The sequence below is a fragment of the Ruegeria sp. CDSA246 genome (genome assembly GCF_059611225.1).
In genome coordinates this window covers 109,079-131,897 of record NZ_JBXWPD010000012.1, presented here as the reverse complement: position 1 = coordinate 131,897, position 22,819 = coordinate 109,079, and the positions used below count along the sequence as shown (strand labels likewise).

Sequence of the window (22,819 nt, the reverse complement as noted above, 5' to 3'; positions counted from 1 at the left end):
CCATGGCTCTGTCCCGTCGCACAGGTCAGCGTTTTCAGGGCTCGGTTTGGCCGGGTTTTGTTGACGCGATCACCGGTTTGCTGATGGTGCTGACCTTCGTTCTGACCATCTTTATGGTGGTGCAGTTCGTGTTGCGCGAAACCATTTCCGGGCAAGAGGACGAATTGACCGCCCTGTCGGACGAAGTCGCAGCGCTGGCCGGGGCATTGGGATTGGAGGAGCGTGAGAATAGCCGCCTGGAGGCCCGTCTTGGCGCGTTGAACACGACCCTGTCGCAAACTGAAGATACGCTGGCGCGGGCCGAAGTGGACCTGGCCTTGTCGCAGGCACGTATCACGGATTTCGAGGCGCAGGTCGCCGCACTTCTGACGGATCAGGAGCGGGCGCGCGGTGCCATTGCAACACTGGAATCCCAGCGCGCCAAGTTGCTGGAGGACCAAGAGGCGCTGAACCTCGCACTGGCGCAAAGCCGATCTGAGATCGACGAACAGGCCGAAGCCGCCCGGCTGGCTGCCGCCCAACGCGAGGCGCTGGAGGCGTTGGTTGCGGATCTTGAACAAAGCGACGCGGCGCAATCCACCCGGATCAGTGAACTGGAAGAACAGATCAGTGCGGAAGAGGCCGCCAAGCTAGCCGAAGCTGCAGCTGCCGAGAACCTGCGCAACCGTCTGCAGGATGCAGATGCCGAGTTGACAGCAATGACACTGGCCTTGGAAGCACAGCGCAAAGAAGCTGAGGATACATTGACCCTGCTTGCCGCAGCACAAGCCGCCAGGGCCGAGCTTGAGCGCCAGTTTGGTGCGCTGGATGCGGAGGAGTTGCAGGCGCAACTACAAGCCGCTTTGGCTGCGCAGACCGAGGCGCAGGCCGAGGCACAAACGCAGCGCTCATTGGCCGAAGAGCGTGCAAACCTGTTGGCTGTGGCCCGTGATGCGATTTCAGATGAGAAAACGATTTCCGCAAAAGCGCAGCGAGAGACGGCGTTGTTGAACCAACAGATGGCGGCACTGCGCCAACAACTTGGCGGGTTGCAGGCGTTGTTGGACGACTATGAAGAACGCAACGCCGCTTCGGACATTCGAATTCAGACCCTGGGTCAGGACCTGAACGCAGCTTTGGCCCGCGCGGCCTCGGAAGAACGCCGTCGGCGTCTGTTGGAAGAGGCTGAGCGTGCCCGGCTGGAGGCCGAGGCCGAAGCTCTGTCTGGACAAAATCAGGAATTGGCGGCGCAGGCCGAGGACCTGCAGCGCTATCGGTCAGAGTTCTTTGGAAGATTGCGCGACGTCCTAGGGGATGAAGAAGGCGTTCGGATCGAAGGCGACCGTTTTGTGTTCTCGTCCGAGGTCCTGTTTGACACGGGTTCGGCCGTTTTGTCACCGGCCGGGCAGCAGGACATCGCCAAGGTGGCAAATATCCTGCGCAGCGTGGCGGCTGAAATTCCCGAAGGCCTGAACTGGGTGATCCGCGTTGATGGTCACACTGATAACGTGCCGCTGGCCGGTTCCGGGCGCTATCGCGACAATTGGGAACTTAGTCAGGGTCGTGCCTTGTCCGTAGTGCGGTACATGGTCGATGCGCTGGGTATCCCGCCGAGCCGATTGGCCGCAAACGGTTTTGGTGAGTTCCAGCCCGTAAACCCGGCAGACACCCCGGAGGCCCGGGCGCAAAACCGCCGAATCGAGCTGAAACTCACCGAAAGGTAACCGAGACACTCGTTAAGAAACCCGGGTTAGCGACGACCGAACCGAAAGCTGCTATCGGGCTTGCCCGCAAAGCAGCGCGGGATGACCGGGTAACTTTCAGTCAGGAAATAGGCATACGTTCCAGATGGATATTCAGGCGAAACCGTAAAGGCTCCGTTACATTCATCCAGATTTCCGGCGCCTGCTACATAGGCGTAGTCCTCATTGAACGTGCCATCATGTTTTCCGTCGGGCGCGTTTCCTCCGGGGCGGTTGCCGTTCTTCAGACGGTAGGACGACTTAATTTGTGTCACTTTCCCATCCACAACGCCGGTCATCGCATAGATTGGGAAGCCGTCTGCCGCATATCCGATCAGCGGTGAATGTCGGTTGGGTGAATAGTTCAGCAGCTCAACAAAACCGGTGGGAATGCCGTGATAATGGTATTTTCCATTGGGTTGAACGTGCGCATAGTTTTCGTCGAACCCCAAAGTAACCGCGCCCCCAAGCGCATTGTATGACCAGCCTGAGCGGGGATTGCCCTGCCAGAACTCAGCGGCCAGCGGGTCGAACACGACGCCGTTCAGAGACACACCAAAATTCCAACCCATTTCAAGCGGGGTGGTGGATCGATTGGATTTCGGGTTCGTCGGTACTTTCACATTGACACGTTGCTCGGAAATGCTGTGCGGGTTGCCTTGGTTCGGAAAGCGCCCGACAAGGTGATCGGGGATCCCGTTTGCCGAGACGCGTATACTTTTGCGGGTCTCAGAGATTTCGGAGTGGCTGTGCCCCGGATCAACCGTTGCGGCCTGCAAGCGCAACGGTCGTGTTTCCGTCTCATCATGATACCGAAATCGATGCTGGGCGGTTGCAATGGCGGCAACGGCGGAGAGAGTGAAAGCAATGCTCCAAACGGCGACGGTTTTGGTCATCAAAATCCCCTTTTTGCGATTCAACTGTGACATTGAAACGCGCGGGGTTGGTTATTCCGTCGCATTCGATTGTGACGGAAGCGAAATCGCCCGGTTGCTGGGCAACCGGGCGATCAATTTCATTGAGTAAATTGGGTCTTAGTCTGCGGTCAAAAGCGGAGGTTTGTCGCCCGGAATACGCGGTTGATCGGGGCCAAGAATTTCCAGGTTCAAATCGCCCTTTTTGACAGACACGCGGACCACACCACCCTTGGCCAGCTTTCCGAACAGCAACTCCTCGGCCAGTGGTTTTTTGATGTGTTCCTGAATGACACGACCCAGAGGACGAGCACCCATCTTGTCATCATACCCTTTGTCCGCCAGCCACGCGGCAGCTTTGGGGGTCAGATCGATGGTCACATTGCGATCCAGCAATTGCGCTTCGAGCTGCAGCACGAACTTCTCGACCACCTGCAGGATGACCTCTTTCGGCAGTGGCGCGAATGAGATCACGGCGTCCAGTCGGTTGCGGAATTCCGGCGTGAACATACGTTCGATTGCGGCCGTATCCTCACCCTCGCGACGGTCACGGGCAAAGCCGATGGCAGCCTTGGCCTGTTCCTGCGCACCCGCGTTCGAGGTCATGATCAGCACAACGTTGCGGAAGTTCACCGTACGTCCGTTGTGATCGGTCAACTCACCGTGGTCCATCACCTGCAACAGGATGTTGAACACGTCCGGATGGGCCTTTTCGATCTCATCCAGCAGCAGCACGCAATGCGGATGCTGGTCGACGCCGTCGGTCAGCAGACCACCCTGATCAAAGCCTACATAGCCCGGAGGCGCACCGATCAGACGGCTGACGGCGTGTTTCTCCATATATTCCGACATGTCGAACCGAAGCAGTTCCACGCCCAGCGTATCTGCCAGTTGTTTCGCGACTTCGGTTTTACCCACGCCGGTAGGACCAGCAAACAGGTAGTTGCCGATAGGCTTTTCTGGCTCACGCAGACCGGCACGTGCCAGCTTGATCGCACTGGAAAGCGCTTCGATTGCCAGATCCTGGCCAAACACCACACGTTTCAGCGAAGCCTCGAGATCTTTCAGCACCTCGGCATCGTCTTTGGTGACGTTCTTGGGCGGAATGCGGGCGATCTTGGCGACGACCGCCTCGATTTCCTTGACCCCGATGGTTTTGCGCCGTTTGCTTTCGGCCACCAGATGCTGCGCCGCACCGGCCTCATCGATTACATCGATGGCCTTGTCGGGCAGTTTGCGGTCGTTGATGTAGCGGGCCGACAGTTCCACCGCGGTCTTGATCGCATCGGCGGTATATTTGATCTCATGATGCTCTTCGAAATAGGGTTTCAGACCGCGCAGAATTTTCACGCTATCTTCGACCGAAGGCTCGCTCACGTCGATCTTCTGGAACCGGCGGCTCAGCGCGCGGTCTTTTTCAAAATGCTGACGGAATTCCTTGTATGTGGTCGAGCCCATGGTGCGCAATTTGCCGCCCTGCAGGGCAGGTTTCAGCAGGTTCGACGCATCCATCGCGCCACCCGAGGTGGCACCGGCACCGATCACGGTGTGGATCTCGTCAATGAACAGCACCGCGTCCGGGTGGTCTTCCAACTCGGTCACAACCGCCTTCAGGCGTTCCTCGAAGTCTCCGCGATAGCGGGTACCTGCCAGCAGAGCACCCATGTCGAGAGAATAAATTGTGGTCTCAGACAACACATCTGGCGCTTCGCCGCCAACAATCTTGCGTGCCAGGCCTTCAGCGATGGCGGTCTTGCCCACGCCGGGATCACCTACCAGCAGCGGGTTGTTCTTGCGGCGGCGGCACAGGACCTGAATACAACGCTCAACCTCATCAGCACGGCCGATCAGCGGGTCGACATCGCCTGCGCGCGATTTAGCGTTCAGGTCAATGCAGTACTTCCCAAGCGCGCTTTCCTTTTGTTCGCCTTCGGTGACGCCAGGTTGAGCCTCTTCCTCGACTTGGTCCGCACCCGAAACTGAGCGGTTTTCGCCGTAGGCAGGGTCTTTGGCCACGCCATGCGCGATGAAGTTAACCGCGTCATAGCGCGTCATGTCCTGCTCTTGCAGGAAATAGGCCGCATTGCTTTCACGTTCGGCGAAGATGGCGACCAGAACGTTTGCACCGGTCACTTCGGTTCGGCCCGAGCTTTGGACGTGGATCGCCGCGCGTTGTATGACGCGTTGGAAAGCGGCCGTTGGCACGGCCTCAGAACCGTCGATATCCGTGACCAGATTGGACAGGTCTTCGTCAATGAATTCAACCAGAGTGCTGCGCAGTTCTTCCAGATCGACGCTGCAGGCTTTCATGACGCGGATGGCGTCAGGTTCTTCCAGTAACGCCAGAAGCAGATGCTCTAGCGTGGCAAATTCGTGACGCCGTTCATTCGCAGCTGCCAAGGCCGCGTGGATGGCTTGTTCTAATGTGCTCGAGAATGAAGGCACGCGGGTGCTCCTCTGTCTTGGGTCGAAAGGGGCAGGCTTCGGCCGGAACCCCATCCCAACCATGTCCTCATACTATTAGAGTTTGGTTGATCGTGGCCCGGCTTCAAGGGTTTTCTTGCTCTTGACAGTCACATTTCACGTGACCGTGGCCGTGAGGAAGGCAATTTGGGTACTAGAAGCTGTCTTTTCTAGTCCGAATTTCAGCAAAAACTTCTGCGGGGTCCGAATTTTGCATTCCCAAATGCGCCTGAATCGCCGGGTCAGCGGCCCGCAAGAACGGGTTTGTGGCCTTTTCCAGCGCCATCGTCGAAGGGACTGTGGGTTCTCCGGCAGCGCGAGCGCGGTTGATATCATCGGCGCGTTTTTGCAGTGCGGCATTGGTGGGATCGACGGTCAAAGCGAATTTTGCGTTTGATTGCGTGTATTCGTGGCCCGAGCATACGATTGTCTCATCGGGAAGGGCGGCCAATTTGCTGAGAGAAGCCCACATCTGTGGCGCCGTGCCTTCAAACAAGCGTCCACATCCCAAAGCCATGAGGCTGTCTGCGGTGAAAACAACTGCGCTGTCCGGCATGTAAAAGGCGACATGGCCAACAGTATGGCCGGACACATCCAGCACCCGAATCTGCTCGCCTCCGAATTCAAACATATTGCCGTCGCTGACCTGCTGATCCAGCGGGGGCAGGCGGTGCGCATCGGCGGCCGCGCCAACAACTTTGGCCGGGTGTTTTTCCAAAATGGCAGACAGGCCATCCACATGGTCCCAATGGTGATGGGTTAGAAGAACATGGGATAATGTCCAGCCGCGCTTGTCCAACTCGGCCAGAATGGGTCCGGCTTCGGGCGCGTCGACCAGTGCGGTATTGCCGCTTGCGGCGTCATGCGCCAGAAATGCGTAATTGTCGCTGAGACATGGGATGGTAACGACCTCAAGAGGCATGGCCTTTTGCCCTTTCGTTGCTAGACTGCGCCCAGCTAAGCCGATTGACCGGGTGTCTGCAATGCATCTTGATGTGCAGGATTTGAGGAACTTCTACTATCGCAGCACTCTGGGTCGTGCCGCGCAAGCGGCGATCCGTGGGCGATTGATCGAGCAATGGCCCGAGGCCAAGGGGCAAACGGTTGCAGGATTCGGCTTCGCGGTCCCATTGCTGCGCCCTTATCTTGCGGACGCCCGCCGCGTTATCGGTTTGATGCCAGGCCCGCAAGGCGTCATGCCCTGGCCCGCCGGAATGCCCAATGTGTCGGTTCTGACCGAAGAAACCCTGTGGCCCATTGAAACGGGTCATGTCGACAAGCTGATTGTGATGCACGGGCTTGAAACCTCGCAGCGGCCCAGCCAATTGCTGAGCGAGTGCTGGCGTGTGCTGGGGCCAGGGGGGCGCGCATTCTTTGTTGTGCCAAACCGGGCGGGTTTGTGGTCGCGGACGGACAAGACCCCGTTTGGCTTTGGTCGGCCGTACACAGCTTCGCAGCTGGAAAGTCAGCTCAAGGCGCATCACTTCATCCCGGAAAGCCATTGCTCGGCTCTATATCTGCCGCCGTCATTCCGCCGTTTCTGGCTAAAGTCGGCGAGCCTGATCGAAAAGACTGGCCAAAGGCTGCCAACAGTCATGGCTGGCGGAGTGCTGATGGTTGAGGTGACAAAACACATCCGACCGCCCAGTGGCAGTGTTGCAAAGGATGCCGAACGTCGTCCGATAAAGGCGCTTGATGGCCTTCTGAAACCAGCCTGAGCAGCTGGGTCATATTCCCTCTTCAATTCGTAAATATTGAGGGAAAAAGGACACAGGAATCGCAAAAACCGACACTTTCGTAACATTTTTCGCTCGCGTAAGCCGGATAAAAGGGTCGCACCCTTCTTAAGTTATTGAAATTGAACATTTTGTGGATAAACCTGTTGCCGTGATAATATATTGCTAGCTGGGTTCGGCTCTGCTACATCCCCGGTGATTTTGATCCCCGACCGTCTGGCCGGGGTTTCTTCACGCCCCCGGGGTAGCTGCCGCAACGCGAATTCGGGGCCCAAAATATCGGAAGGGTGGACGTGTCCGAACCAGCTTCGATTTCCACAGGCATCGCCAAGCGCTATGCCACCGCGATCTTTGAGATCGCCAAAGAGAATAATGACCTCGCAGGTCTGGAAACCGGAATCAACGATCTGGCAGCAGCATTGGGCGAAAGCGCCGAGCTGCGCGACCTGATCGCATCGCCTCTGGTGTCTCGCGCCGAACAAGAAGGCGCCATTATCGCAATCGCTGACAAAATGGGTCTGCACGCCATCATGCGTAACACGCTGGCTCTGATGGCACAGAAGCGCCGTCTGTTCGTCGTTCCCGAGTTGGTGCAGGTTCTGCGCGACATGCTGGCGGACGAACGTGGCGAAGTGACCGCCGATGTCGCGTCGGCCAAGGCGCTGACCAAGACACAACTGGAAAAACTGTCCAAGACGCTGTCCGAGCGTGTGGGCAAGACCGTGACAATAAATGCGACCGTTGATGAAAGCCTCATTGGCGGTCTTGTCGTTAAAGTGGGCTCGAAGATGATCGATAGCTCGATCCGTTCGAAGCTCAACTCCCTACAGAATGCAATGAAAGAGGTCGGATAAATGGGAATCCAAGCTGCAGAGATTTCTGCAATCCTGAAGGACCAGATCAAGAATTTTGGTCAGGAAGCCGAAGTGGCCGAAATCGGTCGCGTGCTGAGCGTCGGTGACGGGATTGCCCGCGTATACGGTCTGGACAATGTGCAAGCGGGTGAGATGGTCGAATTCCCCGGCGGCATCATGGGCATGGCGCTGAACCTGGAAAGCGACAACGTTGGTGTCGTTATCTTCGGTTCCGACCGTGACATCAAAGAAGGTGACATCGTCAAGCGCACCAACTCGATCGTGGACGTTCCGATTGGTAACGGTCTGCTGGGTCGTGTTGTTGACGGCCTGGGTAACCCGCTGGACGGCAAAGGCCCCATCGAATCCACCGAGCGTGGCGTTGCTGACGTCAAAGCACCGGGCATCATCCCGCGTAAATCGGTTCACGAGCCGATGGCAACCGGCCTGAAGTCGGTTGACGCCATGATCCCGATTGGCCGTGGCCAGCGGGAACTGATCATTGGTGACCGTCAGACCGGTAAAACTGCCGTTGCTCTGGACGCGATCCTGAACCAGAAAACCTACAACGATGCGGCAGGCGACGACGAGTCGAAGAAGCTGTACTGCGTTTACGTCGCGATCGGCCAAAAGCGTTCGACCGTTGCGCAGCTGGTTAAGAAACTGGAAGAGTCCGGCGCGATTGACTACTCGATCGTTGTGGCCGCAACCGCGTCCGACCCGGCGCCGATGCAGTTCCTGGCACCCTATGCCGCAACCGCAATGGCCGAGTTCTTCCGCGACAATGGCCGCCACGCTCTGATCATCTATGATGACCTGTCGAAACAGGCTGTGTCTTATCGTCAGATGTCGCTGCTGCTGCGTCGTCCGCCCGGACGTGAAGCCTATCCTGGCGACGTTTTCTATCTCCACTCCCGCCTACTGGAGCGTTCGGCGAAGCTGAACGAAGACTTTGGTGCTGGCTCGCTGACCGCTCTGCCGGTTATCGAAACGCAAGGTGGTGACGTTTCGGCGTTTATTCCGACCAACGTGATCTCGATCACCGACGGCCAGATCTTCCTGGAAACCGAACTGTTCTATCAGGGCATCCGTCCTGCTGTGAACACCGGTCTGTCGGTTTCGCGTGTGGGCTCTTCGGCTCAGACCAACTCGATGAAGTCGGTTGCCGGTCCGGTTAAGCTGGAACTGGCTCAGTACCGCGAAATGGCTGCGTTTGCGCAGTTTGGTTCCGACCTTGACGCCGCGACCCAGCAGTTGCTGAACCGTGGTGCGCGTCTGACCGAGCTGATGAAACAGCCGCAATACTCGCCACTGACCAACGCTGAAATCGTCTGCGTCATCTTCGCCGGCACCAACGGTTACCTCGACAAGATCGACGTGTCCGATGTTGGCCGTTACGAAGCTGGCCTGCTGGCGCACCTGCGCGGCAAGCACGCCGACCTGCTTCAGTGGATCACCGACGAAGATCCCAAGATCAAGGGCGACGCTTCCGACAAGATCAAGGCTGCGCTGGACGAATACGCCGCAACCTTCGCTTAAGGGAGAGGCGGGCACATGCCAAATCTTAAGGATCTTAAAAACAGGATCGAGTCGGTCAAATCGACCCGCAAGATCACCAAGGCCATGCAGATGGTCGCGGCTGCAAAACTGCGCCGCGCCCAGGAATCTGCCGAAGCCTCTCGTCCCTATGCCGAACGGTTCAATGCCGTGATGGCGGGGCTGGCGGCATCGGTCGGGGGCAGCGACAGCGCCCCCAAGCTGCTCCGTGGTACGGGCAGTGATGATGTCCATCTGCTGGTTGTCATGACAGCTGAACGCGGCCTGTGTGGCGGCTTCAACTCGAGCATCGCCAAGCTGGCCCGTGTCAAAGCGGAAGAGCTGCGCCTGAAAGGCAAGACGGTCAAGGTTTTGACTGTCGGCAAGAAGGGCCGCGACGCGCTCAAGCGTGATCTTGGCGATCTGTTCGTTGGACATATCGACCTGAGCGAGGTCAAGCGTCTGGGTTACACCAACGCGCAAGACATCGCGAAGGATGTTCTGTCCCGCTTCGACGGGGGTCAGTTCGACGTTGCCACGATCTTCTATTCGAAGTTCGTCAACGTTGTGACCCAGATCCCGACGGCACAACAGGTTATCCCTGCCTCGTTCGAGGACACCGAGGGCGACGACAGTGGTGCCGTGTTCGACTACGAGCCCAGCGAAGAGGCTATTCTGGCCGACCTGCTGCCCAAGGGGGTTGCGACTGCAATCTTCTCGGCTCTGCTCGAAAACGGAGCCTCGGAACAGGGTGCACGTATGTCCGCGATGGACAACGCAACACGCAACGCGGGTGAGATGATCGACAAGCTGACGATCCAGTTCAACCGTTCGCGTCAGGCCGTGATCACCAACGAGCTGATTGAAATTATTTCCGGCGCCGAAGCGCTGTAGAGACAAACCGGAGACGAAACATGGCGAATGCAAAAGGCAAAGTCACACAGATCATCGGGGCCGTCGTCGACGTGCACTTCGAAGATCAGCTGCCTGAAATTCTGAACGCGCTGGAAACCACCAACAACGGCAAGCGCCTCGTGTTGGAAGTTGCTCAGCACTTGGGTGAAAACACTGTCCGCACCATCGCGATGGACGCAACCGAAGGTCTGGTCCGCGGCGAGGCTGTAACCGACATGGGCGCACCGATCTCGGTTCCCGTTGGTAACGCCACTCTGGGCCGCATCCTGAACGTTGTTGGCGACCCCATCGACGAAAAGGGCCCGGTTGAGGCAACCGAATCCCGCGCAATTCACCAGCCTGCGCCGACCTTCGCAGAACAGTCGACCGAGTCGGAAGTTCTGGTCACAGGCATCAAGGTTGTTGACCTTTTGGCCCCTTACGCCAAAGGCGGTAAGATCGGCCTGTTCGGCGGTGCCGGCGTTGGTAAAACCGTTTTGATCATGGAACTGATCAACAACATCGCAAAAGTGCACTCGGGCTTCTCGGTGTTCGCGGGTGTTGGTGAACGGACCCGTGAAGGAAACGACCTGTACCACGAGATGATCGAATCGAACGTCATCAAGCCTGACAACCTGTCGGAATCGCAGGTTGCCCTGGTTTACGGCCAGATGAACGAACCTCCGGGAGCACGTGCGCGTGTTGCTCTGACCGGCCTGACCCTGGCCGAGCAGTTCCGCGACCAGTCCGGTACCGACGTTCTGTTCTTCGTCGACAACATCTTCCGCTTCACGCAGGCGGGTTCCGAGGTTTCGGCTCTGCTGGGTCGTATTCCTTCGGCGGTGGGCTACCAGCCGACACTGGCCACCGACATGGGCGCCCTGCAGGAACGCATCACCTCGACCAAGTCGGGTTCGATCACATCCGTTCAGGCGATCTACGTGCCTGCGGATGACCTTACCGACCCTGCACCGGCAACTTCGTTTGCTCACTTGGACGCGACCACCGTTCTTAACCGTGCGATCTCGGAAAAGGGTATCTACCCGGCGGTTGACCCGCTCGACTCGACTTCGCGTCTGCTCGACCCGGCCATCGTTGGTGAAGAGCACTACAAGGTTGCGACTGACGTTCAGCAGATCCTCCAGCGTTACAAGTCGCTGCAGGACATCATCGCCATTCTCGGCATGGACGAACTGTCGGAAGAGGACAAACTGACCGTGGCCCGTGCCCGTAAGATCGAACGCTTCATGTCGCAGCCGTTCGACGTGGCACAGGTCTTCACCGGCTCGCCTGGCGTTCAGGTTCCTCTGGATGTCACCATCGCGTCGTTCAAGGCCGTTGTGGCTGGCGAATACGATCACCTGCCCGAGGCAGCCTTCCTGATGGTTGGCGGCATCGACGACGTGATCGCCAAAGCGGAGAAGATGGCCGCAGAAGCCGCCTAAGGAGCACACCTGATGGCAAACACGATGCAATTTGACCTCGTCAGCCCCGAGCGGAGCCTTGCTTCGCTCAGCGCGACCGCGGTCCAGCTTCCCGGCGCGGACGGGGACATGACGGCAATGCCTGATCATGCCCCCACCATCACGACGCTGCGCCCGGGCATCCTGAAGGTCGAGGCACCCGAAGGGTCCAGTGAATACCTGGTCACCGGCGGGTTTGCTCAGATCAATGGCGATGGCCTGTCGGTTCTGGCCGAAAAAGCCATTCCGGTCGCCGAAGTGACACGGTCGCATCTGGACGATCTGGTCGCCGAGGCGCGTGCTTCGCACGAAGCAGCCAAGGCAGGCGATGATCAGACAATTGTCGATGACGCTGCCAAACTGCTGGCCGACATGGAAGCCCTTGGAACGCATATGAGCCTATAAGGCTCATCGCATTCCGACAGTTAGAAACGGCCCCGTAAACACGGGGCCGTTTTTTTATCGTGATTTCATCAATGCGACGGGTTAAGGTCCGGAATTACATAGATAAAGACAAATCAATGAAGACGTTTCGAACCCATCCAATTGGTATTGACCAAGGCGAGGCAGTTATTTTTTCCGAATTCGCCGATGGTGGCGAAATGTGGACGGGCGAAGGACCGCGCCAGAGGCGGTCGAGTGTTGTTTTCAACCAACCGTTCCGATCCAATCCGGTGGTTCAGATCGGTGTCTCTTTGTGGGATGTGGATACATCTTCCGCTCTGCGCGCCGAAGTCACGGCTGAAGACATCACACCAGAGGGCTTTAGCGCCGTTTTCCGCACATGGTCCGATACACGGATCGCCCGGATACGGGTCACATGGACCGCAATCGGAGAGGTGGCCCATGACGACGATTGGAATATCTCTTAATACTGAGGGTCAATCATTTGGCACCACCTCTGTTTCCATTCGCTCGTAGTTACTGCAAAGCGGAATAGAAGTACTCCATTAACTGCTCGGGCAATCCTGTAAAAAGGACTATCGAAAAGGTCGCCAATGCGCCGATTGCAAAATACACCGGAACTCGGCCAAGCGCATATCCACGCAGAAATACGCCAACGAGTCCGATGAGTATCGAAGAAACAAGCAAAGAAATCGAAACCACTAAAGTACTCTGAAAGACCTCAAACGCGGTCTCAGTTGCAACTCTTGTAGCCATCACCCCTGATAAAAAGCAAACGCATGCACCAACACCGAGTATGAGGCCGAAAACCGAGCTTAGTGTTTGCGCCTTGCCTGATGCTCTTAGGATTTGGGGTTCACCGTTCTCTGAACTTTGAAGCGCAGTGCCATTGCGGGAACTTCGTTTGCTCAAAAAAGCGCGAAAGAGGATGAAGCAACCCGCTAGAAGAAAAACCAAGCCACTCAGAGCAAACGCAGTTATGAACCCTAGGCCATTGCTATCGCGAAGCACTTCGTATTCTTCGTTTAGGTCCTTGATAATATATAGTCCCATGCACATTAAGAGAGAACCGGCAAACACAACAGCTAGGTTCGGTTTCTTTTTTAACTGTGACGGGGCGGTTTGTGACCCGCCATACAACGTTGCCCGAGGTTGTTGGGATTTGGCGTTGATGCGTTGTATGCGATCGTGAAAATTGGCGTTTGACATAAGGTGATTTCTTTTGGTTTCGCAATAAACTGCAACTTGCCGCGAGAATGTGGTGACAATTGGTCGGGTGGCCTCTCTTGTGAAAGGTTTTCCAGCGGGAGCAAGCGTTGAAATACATCGAAAATGGGGGTGTGACGAGGACAGGCGGGTCCCCTCAACCACCTGCCCGATCCCTAAGGTGGTGGGCGTAATGTGTTTTCATCAGTGCCGTGAACAAGCGTTTTTTTGCACTTAGTTTCGCTTCGAAAGGTCTATGGACTTGAACCCTATCAATCGTTTTCTTCGATCATGTCCACACGGGTTGCGTGACGCCCGCCTTCGAACTTGGCCTCCAGAAACGCATCCACGATATCAAGGGCCTGACCTTCGCCCACGACACGCGCGCCGATCGACAGCATGTTGGCGTTGTTGTGCGCGCGGATCATGCGGGCCGAGAAGGCGTCAGAACATACGCCACAGCGAATGCCCGGAACCTTGTTGGCCGCCATCATGATCCCCTGACCAGTACCACATAGGACGATCCCAAGGTGGCAATCACCAGCAGCAACAGCCTGAGCCGCCGCTTTTCCGTGGATAGGGTAGTGTGTGCTTTCAGGAGTCTTGGGACCGATATCGACGACCTCCCACCCTTGCGCTGCGATGTGGTCGGCAACCGCCTGGCGCAACTCGATGGCCGCGTGGTCGCTGGAAAGAACAATGCGTTTTGAGGCTGTCACGGGTACGTCCTGCCTTGTTGTGTTGACAAAAAAAGGGCGGCTTTAACGCCGCCCAACTCGGTCAGTCCATGTGATACATCGACTCGTAGATCGGTGTCAGTGTCTTGTCCTCGAACAATGAAGACACGCTTGTTCCGTTCCAGATGTTCAGGATCGCCTGAGTGAAAATAGGCGCGGTCGGCACGATGCGGATGTTCTTGGCGTTGGTGATCTCTTTGGTAGGCTGGATCGTGTCGGTCAGCACCAGAGATTTCATCACCGAATTCGTCACACGTTCGACCGCCGGGCCGCTCATGACACCGTGGGTGATGTACGAATGAACCTCTTTCGCGCCGTTATCCAGCAGGACCTGAGCGGCCTTGCATAGCGTACCGGCGGTGTCGCACATGTCGTCGACGATCAGGCAGATCTTGTCTTTGACGTCACCAATCACTGTCATCTCGGCCACTTCGCCCGCCTTTTCGCGGCGCTTGTCCACGATCGACAGGGGGGCGTTGATGCGCTTGGCCAATTCCCGCGCGCGGGCAACGCCGCCAACGTCAGGTGATACGACCATAAGCTCGTCCAGATTGTCCTGGAACTGGTGTTTCACATCCAGCGCAAAAATCGGCGACGCATAAAGGTTGTCGACAGGCATGTCGAAGAACCCCTGAATCTGTGCTGCGTGCAGGTCCATGGTCAGGATCCGCTCGATCCCTGCACCGGTCAGCATGTTGGCCACCAACTTGGCGCTGATTGGCGTCCGCGCCTTGGTGCGGCGGTCCTGACGGGCGTAACCAAAATAAGGGATCACGGCGGTGATACGCTGTGCGGAAGACCGACGCAGCGCGTCAGCGATGATCAGCAGCTCCATCAGGTTGTCATTCGCCGGATTCGACGTCGGTTGGACAATGAACATATCCTCGCCGCGCACGTTTTCGAAAACTTCGACGAAAATCTCGCCGTCATTGAAGCGCTCGACCCGCGCATCGACAAGATTCTGATCGACGCCGCGATACAGGCTCATGCGTCGCGAGATGGATTCGGCAAGAGGAAGGTTGGCGTTCCCAGCGATAAGCTTGGGTTCGTTGAGTGTCGGCATCGGCTGAGGTCCCCGGGCAGCAATGGCAATGTGACAGATTCGTGATGTTGACACCGCTTAGCACGGGTCTAACGTCCAGCAAAGATAACGCAGCGGAGAAAGTGCAGATGACCCAGATTGACTACTATTTTGCGACACTCTCGCCCTATACCTACCTTGCAGGTATGCGGTTGGAAGAGGTGGCGGCGAAACATGGCGCGACGATCAACTACAAACCGCTGGATATTGTCGCTCTGTTTGGGCGTACGGGGGGCACTCCTCCCAAAGACCGCCACATCTCTCGCATCGAATATCGGACGCAGGAACTACAGCGACAGTCCAAGCAACTTGGTATGGAATTCAATCTACAGCCCGCGCATTGGCCGACCAATGCGGCGCCGTCATCCTATGCGATCATCGCTGCGATCAAGGACGGGTCAGGGGATGTTGGCAAACTTGCGCATTCCTTCGTGCGGGCCTGTTGGGCCGAGGAGAAAGACATCGCGCAGGATGATGTGATCCGCGATTGCCTAACGCAGGCCGGTTTTGATCCAGGGCTGGCGGACAGCGGCCTTCTGGTGGGCGCGGAAACTTATGCCGCCAATCTAGAAGAGGCCGTGGACCGCGGTGTATTTGGCGCGCCGTTTTATATTACCGAAGATGATCAGCGGTTCTGGGGGCAGGACCGGCTGGATGATCTGGATCGTCATTTGTCGGAACTGAAGGGGTGAGGGACACCCCCCTGGCAGACAACACTTTTGTCAGAACGTTGGGGCAGGGCGCGCGCGAGGTGCTCGCCCTGCACTGCACAATCGCGCATTCCGGGGCGTGGTCGGGGCTGGCGACGGCTCTAGAGGGCGAGGCGACATTTACGGCCCCCGACATGCCGTCCCATGGCCGCAGTTCCGATTGGGACGGGAGAGGGGATTTCTTTGACCAAGTGATCCAACTGTCGGCCGCGCATCTGACCGAACCGATGGACGTGATTGGGCATTCCTTCGGTGGAATGCTTGCCCTTCGGTTGGCTGTCGAATTTCCGGACCTGGTCCGCAGTGCGGTCCTGATCGAGCCTGTGTTCTTTGCGGTTGCGATTCAGGACACGCCCGATTTGGTGCGGCAACATGATGAAGAGGCGAAACCTGTCTCTGATGCGCTCGCGGCCGGAAATTTTGAGCAGGCCGCCCGTTTGTTCAACCGGATGTGGGGCGCACAGGACGGCCCACGATGGCCCGAATTGCCAGAGCGGACACGCGCGGGAATGATCCGTGGTATTCACGTTGTGCCCGCCGTTGATGACGCTTTGTTCCTTGATCAGAAGGGGATGCTGAACCCTGGCGTTCTCGACCGCGCATCTATGCCGGTTCTGATCCTGAGCGGGTCTGAGACGCACCCCGTTATGCCCGCGATCGGAGAAGGTCTTGCCCGGCGGCTTCCCAATGCCGGAACGGGCGTTGTTTCGGGTGCTGACCACATGGTCCCAATCACTCACCCGGATCAGACGGCTGCCGTCATTCGAAAGTTTTGGGGTGGTCTATCCTGAACCATGTTGTGGACAGGATGACGCCCCTAATCCCTGAAATCACAACAAGCCGATGAACCGGTCGATTTCGTCCGAGTTGATCGACCAGTCGCAGACCAGTCGACAGGCCAGGATCTCGTCGTCATCCGCACCGTCCAGTTCTGCGCCCCACAGATGATAGACCGCACCCGCTTTGTGCAACTGCTTGTGACGCGCGCGCGAAAACTGCGCAAAGATCATATTGGCTTGCGGCTCATGTAGAAAGGTTGCGCCTTTGCCGCGTAGACCGTCGGCCAGATGCGCGCAGTTGGCGTTGGCTTGTCGCGCCATCTGCAGCCACAGATCATCGTTCAGATATGCGGCCATCTGGGCGGACAAGTAACGATGCTTGGAGAACAGATGCGCACCACGCTTGCGCCGCAGTTCGAATTCCCAGGCCCTGGATTCGTCAAAGAAAACTACCGCTTCGACACCCATCAACCCGTTCTTGGTGCCGCCAAAGCTGACCGCATCGACGCCCGCTTTCCACGTCATCTCAGCAGGCGAGCAATTGAGCGCGACCAACGCGTTGGTGAACCGGGCACCATCCAGATGAACTGGCAGGTCGTATTCCTTGGCGATACTGCAAAGCGCCTGCAATTCGGCCAGTGAGTATACCGAGCCACGCTCTGTCACCTGAGTGATCGACACGGGCCCACGCTGGGGACCGTGCACGCCACGTGTTTCTTCGGCCAAAATCGAGCGACGCAGCGCTGCGGGCTCCATCTTGTCGCCGCCCGGCACCAGTGTCAGCTTTGCGCCGCTATAGAACTCGGGCGCGTTGCATTCATCCTCGTGGATATGCGCGACGGGTGAACAGAACACGGTTTCCCATGGGTTTGAGAGTGTCGCCAGAGCCAGCGAATTCGCGGCTGTCCCGGTGGCTACCAGATAAACTGCGGCCCCTGGCGCTTCGAAGATTCCGCGAATACGATCGCGCACTTCGTTCATCAGGGTGTCCGCGCCATAGGCCATTTGATAGCCCTGATTGGCTTCGTTCAATGCGGCCATAACCCGCGGGTGAACCGGACCGGAATTGTCAGAGGCGAAATACATCAGCTGGGTTCCTCAATGATATAGTCTTCCCACTCTTCCAAGGGGGTTTCGAATTCGGATACCGTGCGCCCCTGAACTGACATGCCAGCTGCGTGCACGCTGTCCGGTGTACCTGATATCAGGGGATGCCATTCGTAAAGTGGTTTCCCTTCCCACAGCAGCCGATAGGCGCAGGTTTGGGGCAGCCAATAGGCGTGATCGTCGATGTTGTTGGGCTTCATCACGATGCATTCCGGGACGAATTGGTGGCGGATGTCGTATTGCGTGCAGCGGCAGGTCTCATCGTCCAGCAGACGGCAGGCGACGCAGGTCAGGGCGACCTCGCCGGTGTCCTCATCCTCAAGCTTGTTCAGGCAGCATTTGCCGCAGCCGTCGCACAAGGCTTCCCATTCGCGCTGGTTCATCTTGGTTAGGGGTTTGCGTTCCCAGAACCGCGGGCCAAGGCCTTTGCGATTGATCGGATCGGTGGTCATAGCGCGGCCAGCAGGATGCGCGCCTTGTCACAATCGGCATCCATCTGCGCGATCAGGGCATCCAGCCCGTCAAACGTCATCTCGGGGCGCAGGTATTCGACCAGGCCGACGGACAGAGTCGAACCGTACAGATCGCCTGAGAAATCGAACAGGAAGGTCTCGATATTCGGAACCTCTCCGTTGAACATAGGCCGTACGCCGACAGAGGATGCGCCGTGATAGCTGCCCTGATGAGGTCCGTCGAGCACATCGACCAGCACCGCATAGACGCCAAACTTTGGTGGGTGCAACCCTTCGATGGACATATTCGCGGTAGGGAACCCAAGCTCGCGCCCGCGTTGTTCACCGCCGATTACTTCGCCCTCGACGCGGTGCCAATGGCCTAGCATTGCCGCGGCGTCGCGGGGGCGGCCATCGGTCAGCGCGGTGCGGATACCAGTCGAGGATACCACATCGTCAGACCGTTCCATCAGCGGTGCAATGGTGACGCCAAACCCCATTTCTTGCCCGAACCGGGCCATATCTTTGGCGGTCCCACTGCGCCCTTTGCCGAAACAGAAATCCGCGCCGACCACGACGTGCGATAGACCAAGTCCCTCGCAGATGACATTGCGGGCAAAGCCTTCGGGCGTCAGACCGGCAAGCGCTGCATTGAACGGCAATTCGTACAGCTTTTGTACACCCAGTTTCTCCAACCGGTGCGCACGTGCGTTTCCGCGCATCAGACGAAAAGGTGGGGCATCGGGTGCAAAGTACTCGCGAGGGTGAGGCTCGAACGTCAGAACACCAAGCGGAGCATCCGGGGCCACGCTTTGTGCAAGTTCAATCACCGACTGATGGCCCACATGCACGCCATCAAAGTTCCCGATTGCCACACTGGCACCGCGGTCTTCTGGCTCGACAAACTGGAAATCACGGATGATCTGCATGTAGCTTGCCTAGCGGGACTGGTGACCGGGTTCAAGCACCTGATTGGTACAAATGCCGCGCAACAAAAAAGGGCACCGTTCCCAGTGCCCTTCAAAAGGAAAAAGGTATCGAATCGTCAGTCGAACTTGCGCGAAGGGGCCAAAACCATGGCTTCGCCTACCAGCACCTTTTTGCCGTCGACCGCACAGTGACAATCCAGTTTCACGCGACGCTTGGCAAAATCAATATCGATCACTTTGACCTCGGCATAGACCATATCTCCGGGGCGCACTGGAGCCAGAAATTTGAGCGACTGCCCCATATACACGGTGCCGTGGCCCGGCAGCTGCTCGCCGATCACGGCTGAGATCAGGCCCGCCGTCAACATGCCGTGGGCGATACGACCTTCGAAGATCGTGTCGCGGGCATAGTCGTCGTCCAGGTGTACCGGATTCCGGTCCGTCGAAACCTGCGCGAACATCTCGATATCTTCGTCCGTCACCACTTTGCGCAGGTGGCGGGTCATGCCCATCTCGATGTCTTCAATACAGATCGTGCCGCGTGGAAGATTATCCAACATGTCGCCCTCACTCGAGTTCAATGGGCAACAAAACAACTCAAGTCGCCCCCGTTTGGCAACTTTATTACTTCGCAACTGCAGAAAATCAAGTCTTTTCTGACTACCTCAATCGACCGATTGTGTAGGTAGGATTAATGTTTTCCTTTGCAATATAATCACTTAGGGATTCATGGTGCGGATGATGCTCAGTTTTTGTTTCCGCTGCGGCCAAACCACCCGAGATGAACAGAGAATCAATCCCTTCGCCCATACCACCCAGAATGTCCGTATGCGGGCCGTCGCCGATCACAAGAATGTCGCCATCAGGGATGTCATGACCCAATTCCTGCAGCCTGCGCCGCGCAAGATCATAGATCGGCGGGTGGGGTTTTCCGAAATACAGGCTCTCGCCTCCCATCTCGGTATACAGCTTCGCCAACGCACCCGCGCACCATTCGCGTATCTCGCCCCGGTCGACAACGATGTCGGGGTTGGCGCAGAGCAGCTTCATGCCTTTCTGCTTGGCATAGAGGAAATCGGCGCGATTGACCGCCGGATCCGCCATTGGGTCGAACGGCCCGCAGCAGACGATCCCTTCGGCCTCATCCAGCGGGACACGTTCGATGTGGATCGGATGGTGTAGTATTTTCAGCGGCTCAAAGAATCCCGCGTCGCGTTCCCATTCCCCCATGAAATAGACTTTTTCACCAACCGCCCCACGGAACATAGCGGACCGGGCCGAGTCCCCGCTGGTGGCAATGGTGTCATAGGCATCTGCGGGGACATTGAACTGCCCAAGCTGCTCAGCCACGCCAGCACGCGGTTTGGGTGAGTTGGTGACCAGCACAACGATCCCGCCTTGCGCCCGGTAGTTTTGCAAAGCCGCGACCGCATCGGGATAGGCAGTGATGCCGTTGTGAACGCATCCCCACAGGTCAACGAACAGTGACTTGTAGCGGCCTGAAATCTCGGAAAGCGTGTGGATGATCTGGGTCATGGGAGCCTCGGGACCTGAAATTCTGAGTTGTGACAGCTATGGCAAAGCTTTCACCTCTTGGCCATCCCGCAATATCAATTGCTGGTCGAACACGGTGTGTCTGATCGCGTCATTCGACGATTTCTTCGACATCGGGTGCTTGTTGGACGTTTTCGGTGCCCAATATGATCTGTGCGCCGATCCTGTTCTGGAAACGCACTACGACCAGAAAACCCGGCCCCAGTTCTTTCTGAAGTACGTCGACCAAAGGCGTGTCACGCAGGGCCTCGGGCAGCAAACCGGCGATCGAGGATACTTTGTAAGCCGCTTCAATCGGAAGGTCCACGATCAGCCAAATATCGGCGTGTTTACGTTTGGCATTCACGTCCACGCGGATGATCTCGACCGACACCGGATCGGCCCAGTCCCGGATCGTTTGCGCCAACTGCGCCTCGGTCCGGGTTTCGAGGTAACGGTTGTAGGTCGACTTTCCCAGTTGAAGGACAACGAAGGCCAGGAATGCCAGTGTCACCACCACGCTTGCGGTGAAGTTCAGCTTGCGCCGACCCTTGCTAAACACCACCGCGCGCGCCGCATATACGATGTAAACCGCGCAGGCCGACAGAATGATTGCTCCAAGGTTGGTGGCAAACAGCAGGCCGGCCTCATAGGCCTCGGCGGGCTCGTCGAAATACAGCAAAACACCCGATGCAGACAGAGGTGGCACCAAGGACACGCCGATGGCTGCACCGGGAAGCAGGCTGGCCTCGGACCGGTTGATTTGAACGTAAGCTGCGGCCACTCCGGCGGCGAGGGCAACGATCAGATCCTCGGTGCCCGGATCCGTTCTGGCGAGAACCTGATCGGGGATCAGAATGCCGCGCGGGACGTCTGCGACATAGACAAGAAGCCACGCCAGCAAGACGCTGATTACCGCGGCACCGCAGACAATCAAAGCCAGTTTGAACGCGCGACCCAGCCATCCCATCACCATCGCCGCCGCAACCCCAAGGATCGGGGTCATCAATGGCGCAACAAGCATTGCGGCAATGACCACCGCGCCAGAGTCGCGTAGCATGCCCATCGTGGCGATCACCACGGATAAGGTCAGAAGCATGGCAAACCGTCGCCAATAGGCAGATTTGTCCTTGCCTTCAAATCTCAGGATGTCGCGTGTGGTGCTGAACTTGCGGGAACTCATGAACGTCGTCTGACCCAATTCGCTGTCTGGCTATTGATGTCAGACTACCAACGGATGCCATTCGCGCAAAACATTAGTAGCAAAGAAAAAAGGCGCCCGGGTGGGGCGCCTTTCGGTTGGGATGTTTGTCCGCGTCAAACCTTGAGGTTCGGGATGATCTGCTTTTTGCGGCTCATGATACCGGGCAGGACCACGGCATCGCCATCCACGCTTGCGCCAAAGCTCTTTTCTGCGACGCCCTTGACCAGATCGTTGGGTACCAACAGAGTGGCCTCTTCGTTCAGGATATCGACCACGAACAGCAGAACCTGATCAACGCCGTCTTCCTTGGCTACGTCAGCCATCGAACCCGCCAGGCTGGCCTTGCGGTCCAGTACAACGCCCGGTGCGGTGGTTTCCAGAACCGAAACGCGGAACTTGGTGCCGTCGACCTCATATTCCTTGCTGTCCATGCGGATCAGTTCGGCGTCCGAGAAGGACGAGACATCCGATTTGGCCGCGAACATTTCCGCGGCATAGGTCGCGACGTCCAGACCCAGATCAGCGGCTAGATTCTCGGCCACTGCGCGGTCATGTGCGGTGGTGGTGGGAGAGCGGAATTCCAGCGTATCCGACAGGATGCAGGTCAGTGCGGCGGCTTTGATGGCGTCGGGCATCGTAGCGGCGTCATCACCGATCAGGTCCATCATGATGGTCGCGGTGCAAGCCAGCGGGCGCACGGTGATGTCGATCGGGCCTTTGGTTTCCAGGCCACCAACCAGCTTGTGGTGGTCGATGATTGCCCGGATGTCCGCGCTGTTTACGCTGGCTGGCAGCTCGGCCGGGTTGTTGGTGTCCACGATGACAACCGGCGTGCCCTCGGCCACGTCTTCGATGATGCGCGGCTTGGGCAGGTCCCAGCGCTGCAGCAGGAATGCCGCTTCGGTGTTGGGTTCGCCCAGCAGAACTGGCTCGGCCTGTTCGCCTTTGATTTCGTTCAGGTACCATGACCACAGGATAGGTGAGCCTGTGGAGTCGGTGTCGGGGGATTTATGTCCAAATACGAGCGTTGTCATGTCAGCGTCCTGAGGGTGATCATTTTGCGCGCCTTATAGGGCGGTCCGCCGGGGTTGTCAC

At 57.6% G+C, this 22,819-nt stretch carries 23 protein-coding genes; 10 read left to right on the top strand and 13 right to left on the bottom strand.

Going from position 1 to position 22,819, the window contains the following annotated elements; translation table 11 throughout:
• Positions 1–2: 2 nt before the first annotated feature.
• Entirely contained in the window at positions 3–1,703 is a 1,701-nt protein-coding gene (locus AC2FI9_RS16535) for a peptidoglycan -binding protein (RefSeq protein ID WP_496769114.1), read from the top strand.
• A gap of 26 nt (positions 1,704–1,729) precedes the next feature.
• Here the strand turns inward: AC2FI9_RS16535 and AC2FI9_RS16530 are convergent, their stop codons facing one another.
• From AC2FI9_RS16530 to gloB, 3 genes are all read right to left on the bottom strand, one after another.
• A complete protein-coding gene (locus tag AC2FI9_RS16530) occupies positions 1,730–2,617 on the bottom strand; it encodes a YHYH protein (RefSeq protein ID WP_496769112.1) in 888 nt (295 codons plus the stop codon).
• A 138-nt stretch (positions 2,618–2,755) separates the two neighbouring features.
• Positions 2,756–5,080: an ATP-dependent Clp protease ATP-binding subunit ClpA gene (clpA, locus tag AC2FI9_RS16525; protein WP_496738222.1), complete on the bottom strand. Its 2,325-nt coding sequence runs from the start codon at positions 5,078–5,080 to the stop codon at positions 2,756–2,758.
• A 172-nt stretch (positions 5,081–5,252) separates the two neighbouring features.
• The gene (gloB, locus tag AC2FI9_RS16520; RefSeq protein WP_496769110.1) at positions 5,253–6,020 is read right to left on the bottom strand and encodes a hydroxyacylglutathione hydrolase; all 768 of its coding nucleotides are present in this window, start codon (positions 6,018–6,020) and stop codon (positions 5,253–5,255) included.
• A gap of 61 nt (positions 6,021–6,081) precedes the next feature.
• Here gloB and AC2FI9_RS16515 point away from each other — a divergent pair, with 61 nt between their 5' ends.
• The 7 genes from AC2FI9_RS16515 to AC2FI9_RS16485 all read left to right on the top strand — a co-directional run bounded on the left by AC2FI9_RS16515 (position 6,082) and on the right by AC2FI9_RS16485 (position 12,453).
• The gene (locus AC2FI9_RS16515; RefSeq protein ID WP_058275506.1) at positions 6,082–6,816 is read left to right on the top strand and encodes a class I SAM-dependent methyltransferase; all 735 of its coding nucleotides are present in this window, start codon (positions 6,082–6,084) and stop codon (positions 6,814–6,816) included.
• A 311-nt stretch (positions 6,817–7,127) separates the two neighbouring features.
• Positions 7,128–7,688 carry a F0F1 ATP synthase subunit delta gene (locus tag AC2FI9_RS16510; protein ID WP_108859262.1) on the top strand — a complete coding sequence of 187 codons (561 nt, stop codon included), beginning with the start codon at positions 7,128–7,130 and terminating at the stop codon, positions 7,686–7,688.
• On the top strand, positions 7,689–9,227 hold the full coding sequence (gene atpA, locus AC2FI9_RS16505; protein ID WP_058275507.1) for a F0F1 ATP synthase subunit alpha: 1,539 nt from the start codon (positions 7,689–7,691) through the stop codon (positions 9,225–9,227).
• Positions 9,228–9,242: 15 nt separating this feature from the next.
• A complete protein-coding gene (locus AC2FI9_RS16500; protein WP_496723962.1) occupies positions 9,243–10,118 on the top strand; it encodes a F0F1 ATP synthase subunit gamma in 876 nt (291 codons plus the stop codon).
• A 20-nt stretch (positions 10,119–10,138) separates the two neighbouring features.
• On the top strand, positions 10,139–11,563 hold the full coding sequence (gene atpD, locus AC2FI9_RS16495; RefSeq protein WP_108859264.1) for a F0F1 ATP synthase subunit beta: 1,425 nt from the start codon (positions 10,139–10,141) through the stop codon (positions 11,561–11,563).
• A 12-nt stretch (positions 11,564–11,575) separates the two neighbouring features.
• Positions 11,576–11,986, top strand: a complete 411-nt coding sequence (locus AC2FI9_RS16490; protein WP_058276005.1) for a F0F1 ATP synthase subunit epsilon — start codon at positions 11,576–11,578, stop codon at positions 11,984–11,986.
• Between the two features lie 116 nt (positions 11,987–12,102).
• The gene (locus tag AC2FI9_RS16485; protein WP_282151793.1) at positions 12,103–12,453 is read left to right on the top strand and encodes an H-type lectin domain-containing protein; all 351 of its coding nucleotides are present in this window, start codon (positions 12,103–12,105) and stop codon (positions 12,451–12,453) included.
• A gap of 49 nt (positions 12,454–12,502) precedes the next feature.
• Here AC2FI9_RS16485 and AC2FI9_RS16480 read toward each other — a convergent pair whose 3' ends face one another.
• The 3 genes from AC2FI9_RS16480 to AC2FI9_RS16470 form a co-directional block, all read right to left on the bottom strand.
• The gene (locus tag AC2FI9_RS16480) at positions 12,503–13,195 is read right to left on the bottom strand and encodes a hypothetical protein (RefSeq protein WP_496769108.1); all 693 of its coding nucleotides are present in this window, start codon (positions 13,193–13,195) and stop codon (positions 12,503–12,505) included.
• 269 nt (positions 13,196–13,464) lie between these two features.
• Complete coding sequence (rpiB, locus tag AC2FI9_RS16475) at positions 13,465–13,911, bottom strand: ribose 5-phosphate isomerase B (RefSeq protein WP_496769107.1); 447 nt, start codon at positions 13,909–13,911, stop codon at positions 13,465–13,467.
• Positions 13,912–13,972: 61 nt separating this feature from the next.
• Positions 13,973–14,992: a ribose-phosphate pyrophosphokinase gene (locus AC2FI9_RS16470; RefSeq protein ID WP_058275513.1), complete on the bottom strand. Its 1,020-nt coding sequence runs from the start codon at positions 14,990–14,992 to the stop codon at positions 13,973–13,975.
• A 107-nt stretch (positions 14,993–15,099) separates the two neighbouring features.
• Between AC2FI9_RS16470 and AC2FI9_RS16465 the strand changes: the two genes are divergently transcribed.
• Both AC2FI9_RS16465 and AC2FI9_RS16460 read left to right on the top strand, forming a co-directional pair.
• The gene (locus AC2FI9_RS16465) at positions 15,100–15,702 is read left to right on the top strand and encodes a 2-hydroxychromene-2-carboxylate isomerase (RefSeq protein WP_496769105.1); all 603 of its coding nucleotides are present in this window, start codon (positions 15,100–15,102) and stop codon (positions 15,700–15,702) included.
• The gene (locus AC2FI9_RS16460) at positions 15,699–16,511 is read left to right on the top strand and encodes an alpha/beta fold hydrolase (protein WP_496769103.1); all 813 of its coding nucleotides are present in this window, start codon (positions 15,699–15,701) and stop codon (positions 16,509–16,511) included. Before AC2FI9_RS16465 ends, AC2FI9_RS16460 begins: the two co-directional genes overlap by 4 nt.
• A 39-nt stretch (positions 16,512–16,550) precedes the next feature.
• Here AC2FI9_RS16460 and AC2FI9_RS16455 read toward each other — a convergent pair whose 3' ends face one another.
• The 7 genes from AC2FI9_RS16455 to AC2FI9_RS16425 all read right to left on the bottom strand — a co-directional run bounded on the left by AC2FI9_RS16455 (position 16,551) and on the right by AC2FI9_RS16425 (position 22,758).
• On the bottom strand, positions 16,551–17,585 hold the full coding sequence (locus AC2FI9_RS16455) for a threonine aldolase family protein (protein WP_496769101.1): 1,035 nt from the start codon (positions 17,583–17,585) through the stop codon (positions 16,551–16,553).
• Positions 17,585–18,058: a YcgN family cysteine cluster protein gene (locus AC2FI9_RS16450; protein ID WP_282118967.1), complete on the bottom strand. Its 474-nt coding sequence runs from the start codon at positions 18,056–18,058 to the stop codon at positions 17,585–17,587. The genes AC2FI9_RS16455 and AC2FI9_RS16450 overlap by 1 nt, the downstream gene beginning before the upstream one ends.
• Positions 18,055–18,987: a bifunctional riboflavin kinase/FAD synthetase gene (locus AC2FI9_RS16445; RefSeq protein WP_496769099.1), complete on the bottom strand. Its 933-nt coding sequence runs from the start codon at positions 18,985–18,987 to the stop codon at positions 18,055–18,057. Before AC2FI9_RS16445 ends, AC2FI9_RS16450 begins: the two co-directional genes overlap by 4 nt.
• Before the next feature lie 116 nt (positions 18,988–19,103).
• Positions 19,104–19,547 carry a MaoC family dehydratase gene (locus AC2FI9_RS16440; protein WP_058275996.1) on the bottom strand — a complete coding sequence of 148 codons (444 nt, stop codon included), beginning with the start codon at positions 19,545–19,547 and terminating at the stop codon, positions 19,104–19,106.
• Positions 19,548–19,647: 100 nt separating this feature from the next.
• Positions 19,648–20,523, bottom strand: a complete 876-nt coding sequence (locus tag AC2FI9_RS16435; RefSeq protein WP_496723982.1) for a TIGR01459 family HAD-type hydrolase — start codon at positions 20,521–20,523, stop codon at positions 19,648–19,650.
• A gap of 109 nt (positions 20,524–20,632) precedes the next feature.
• On the bottom strand, positions 20,633–21,703 hold the full coding sequence (locus AC2FI9_RS16430) for a DUF389 domain-containing protein (RefSeq protein WP_496723984.1): 1,071 nt from the start codon (positions 21,701–21,703) through the stop codon (positions 20,633–20,635).
• A gap of 134 nt (positions 21,704–21,837) precedes the next feature.
• Positions 21,838–22,758: a manganese-dependent inorganic pyrophosphatase gene (locus AC2FI9_RS16425; protein WP_496769097.1), complete on the bottom strand. Its 921-nt coding sequence runs from the start codon at positions 22,756–22,758 to the stop codon at positions 21,838–21,840.
• Between the last annotated feature and the right edge of the window lie 61 nt (positions 22,759–22,819).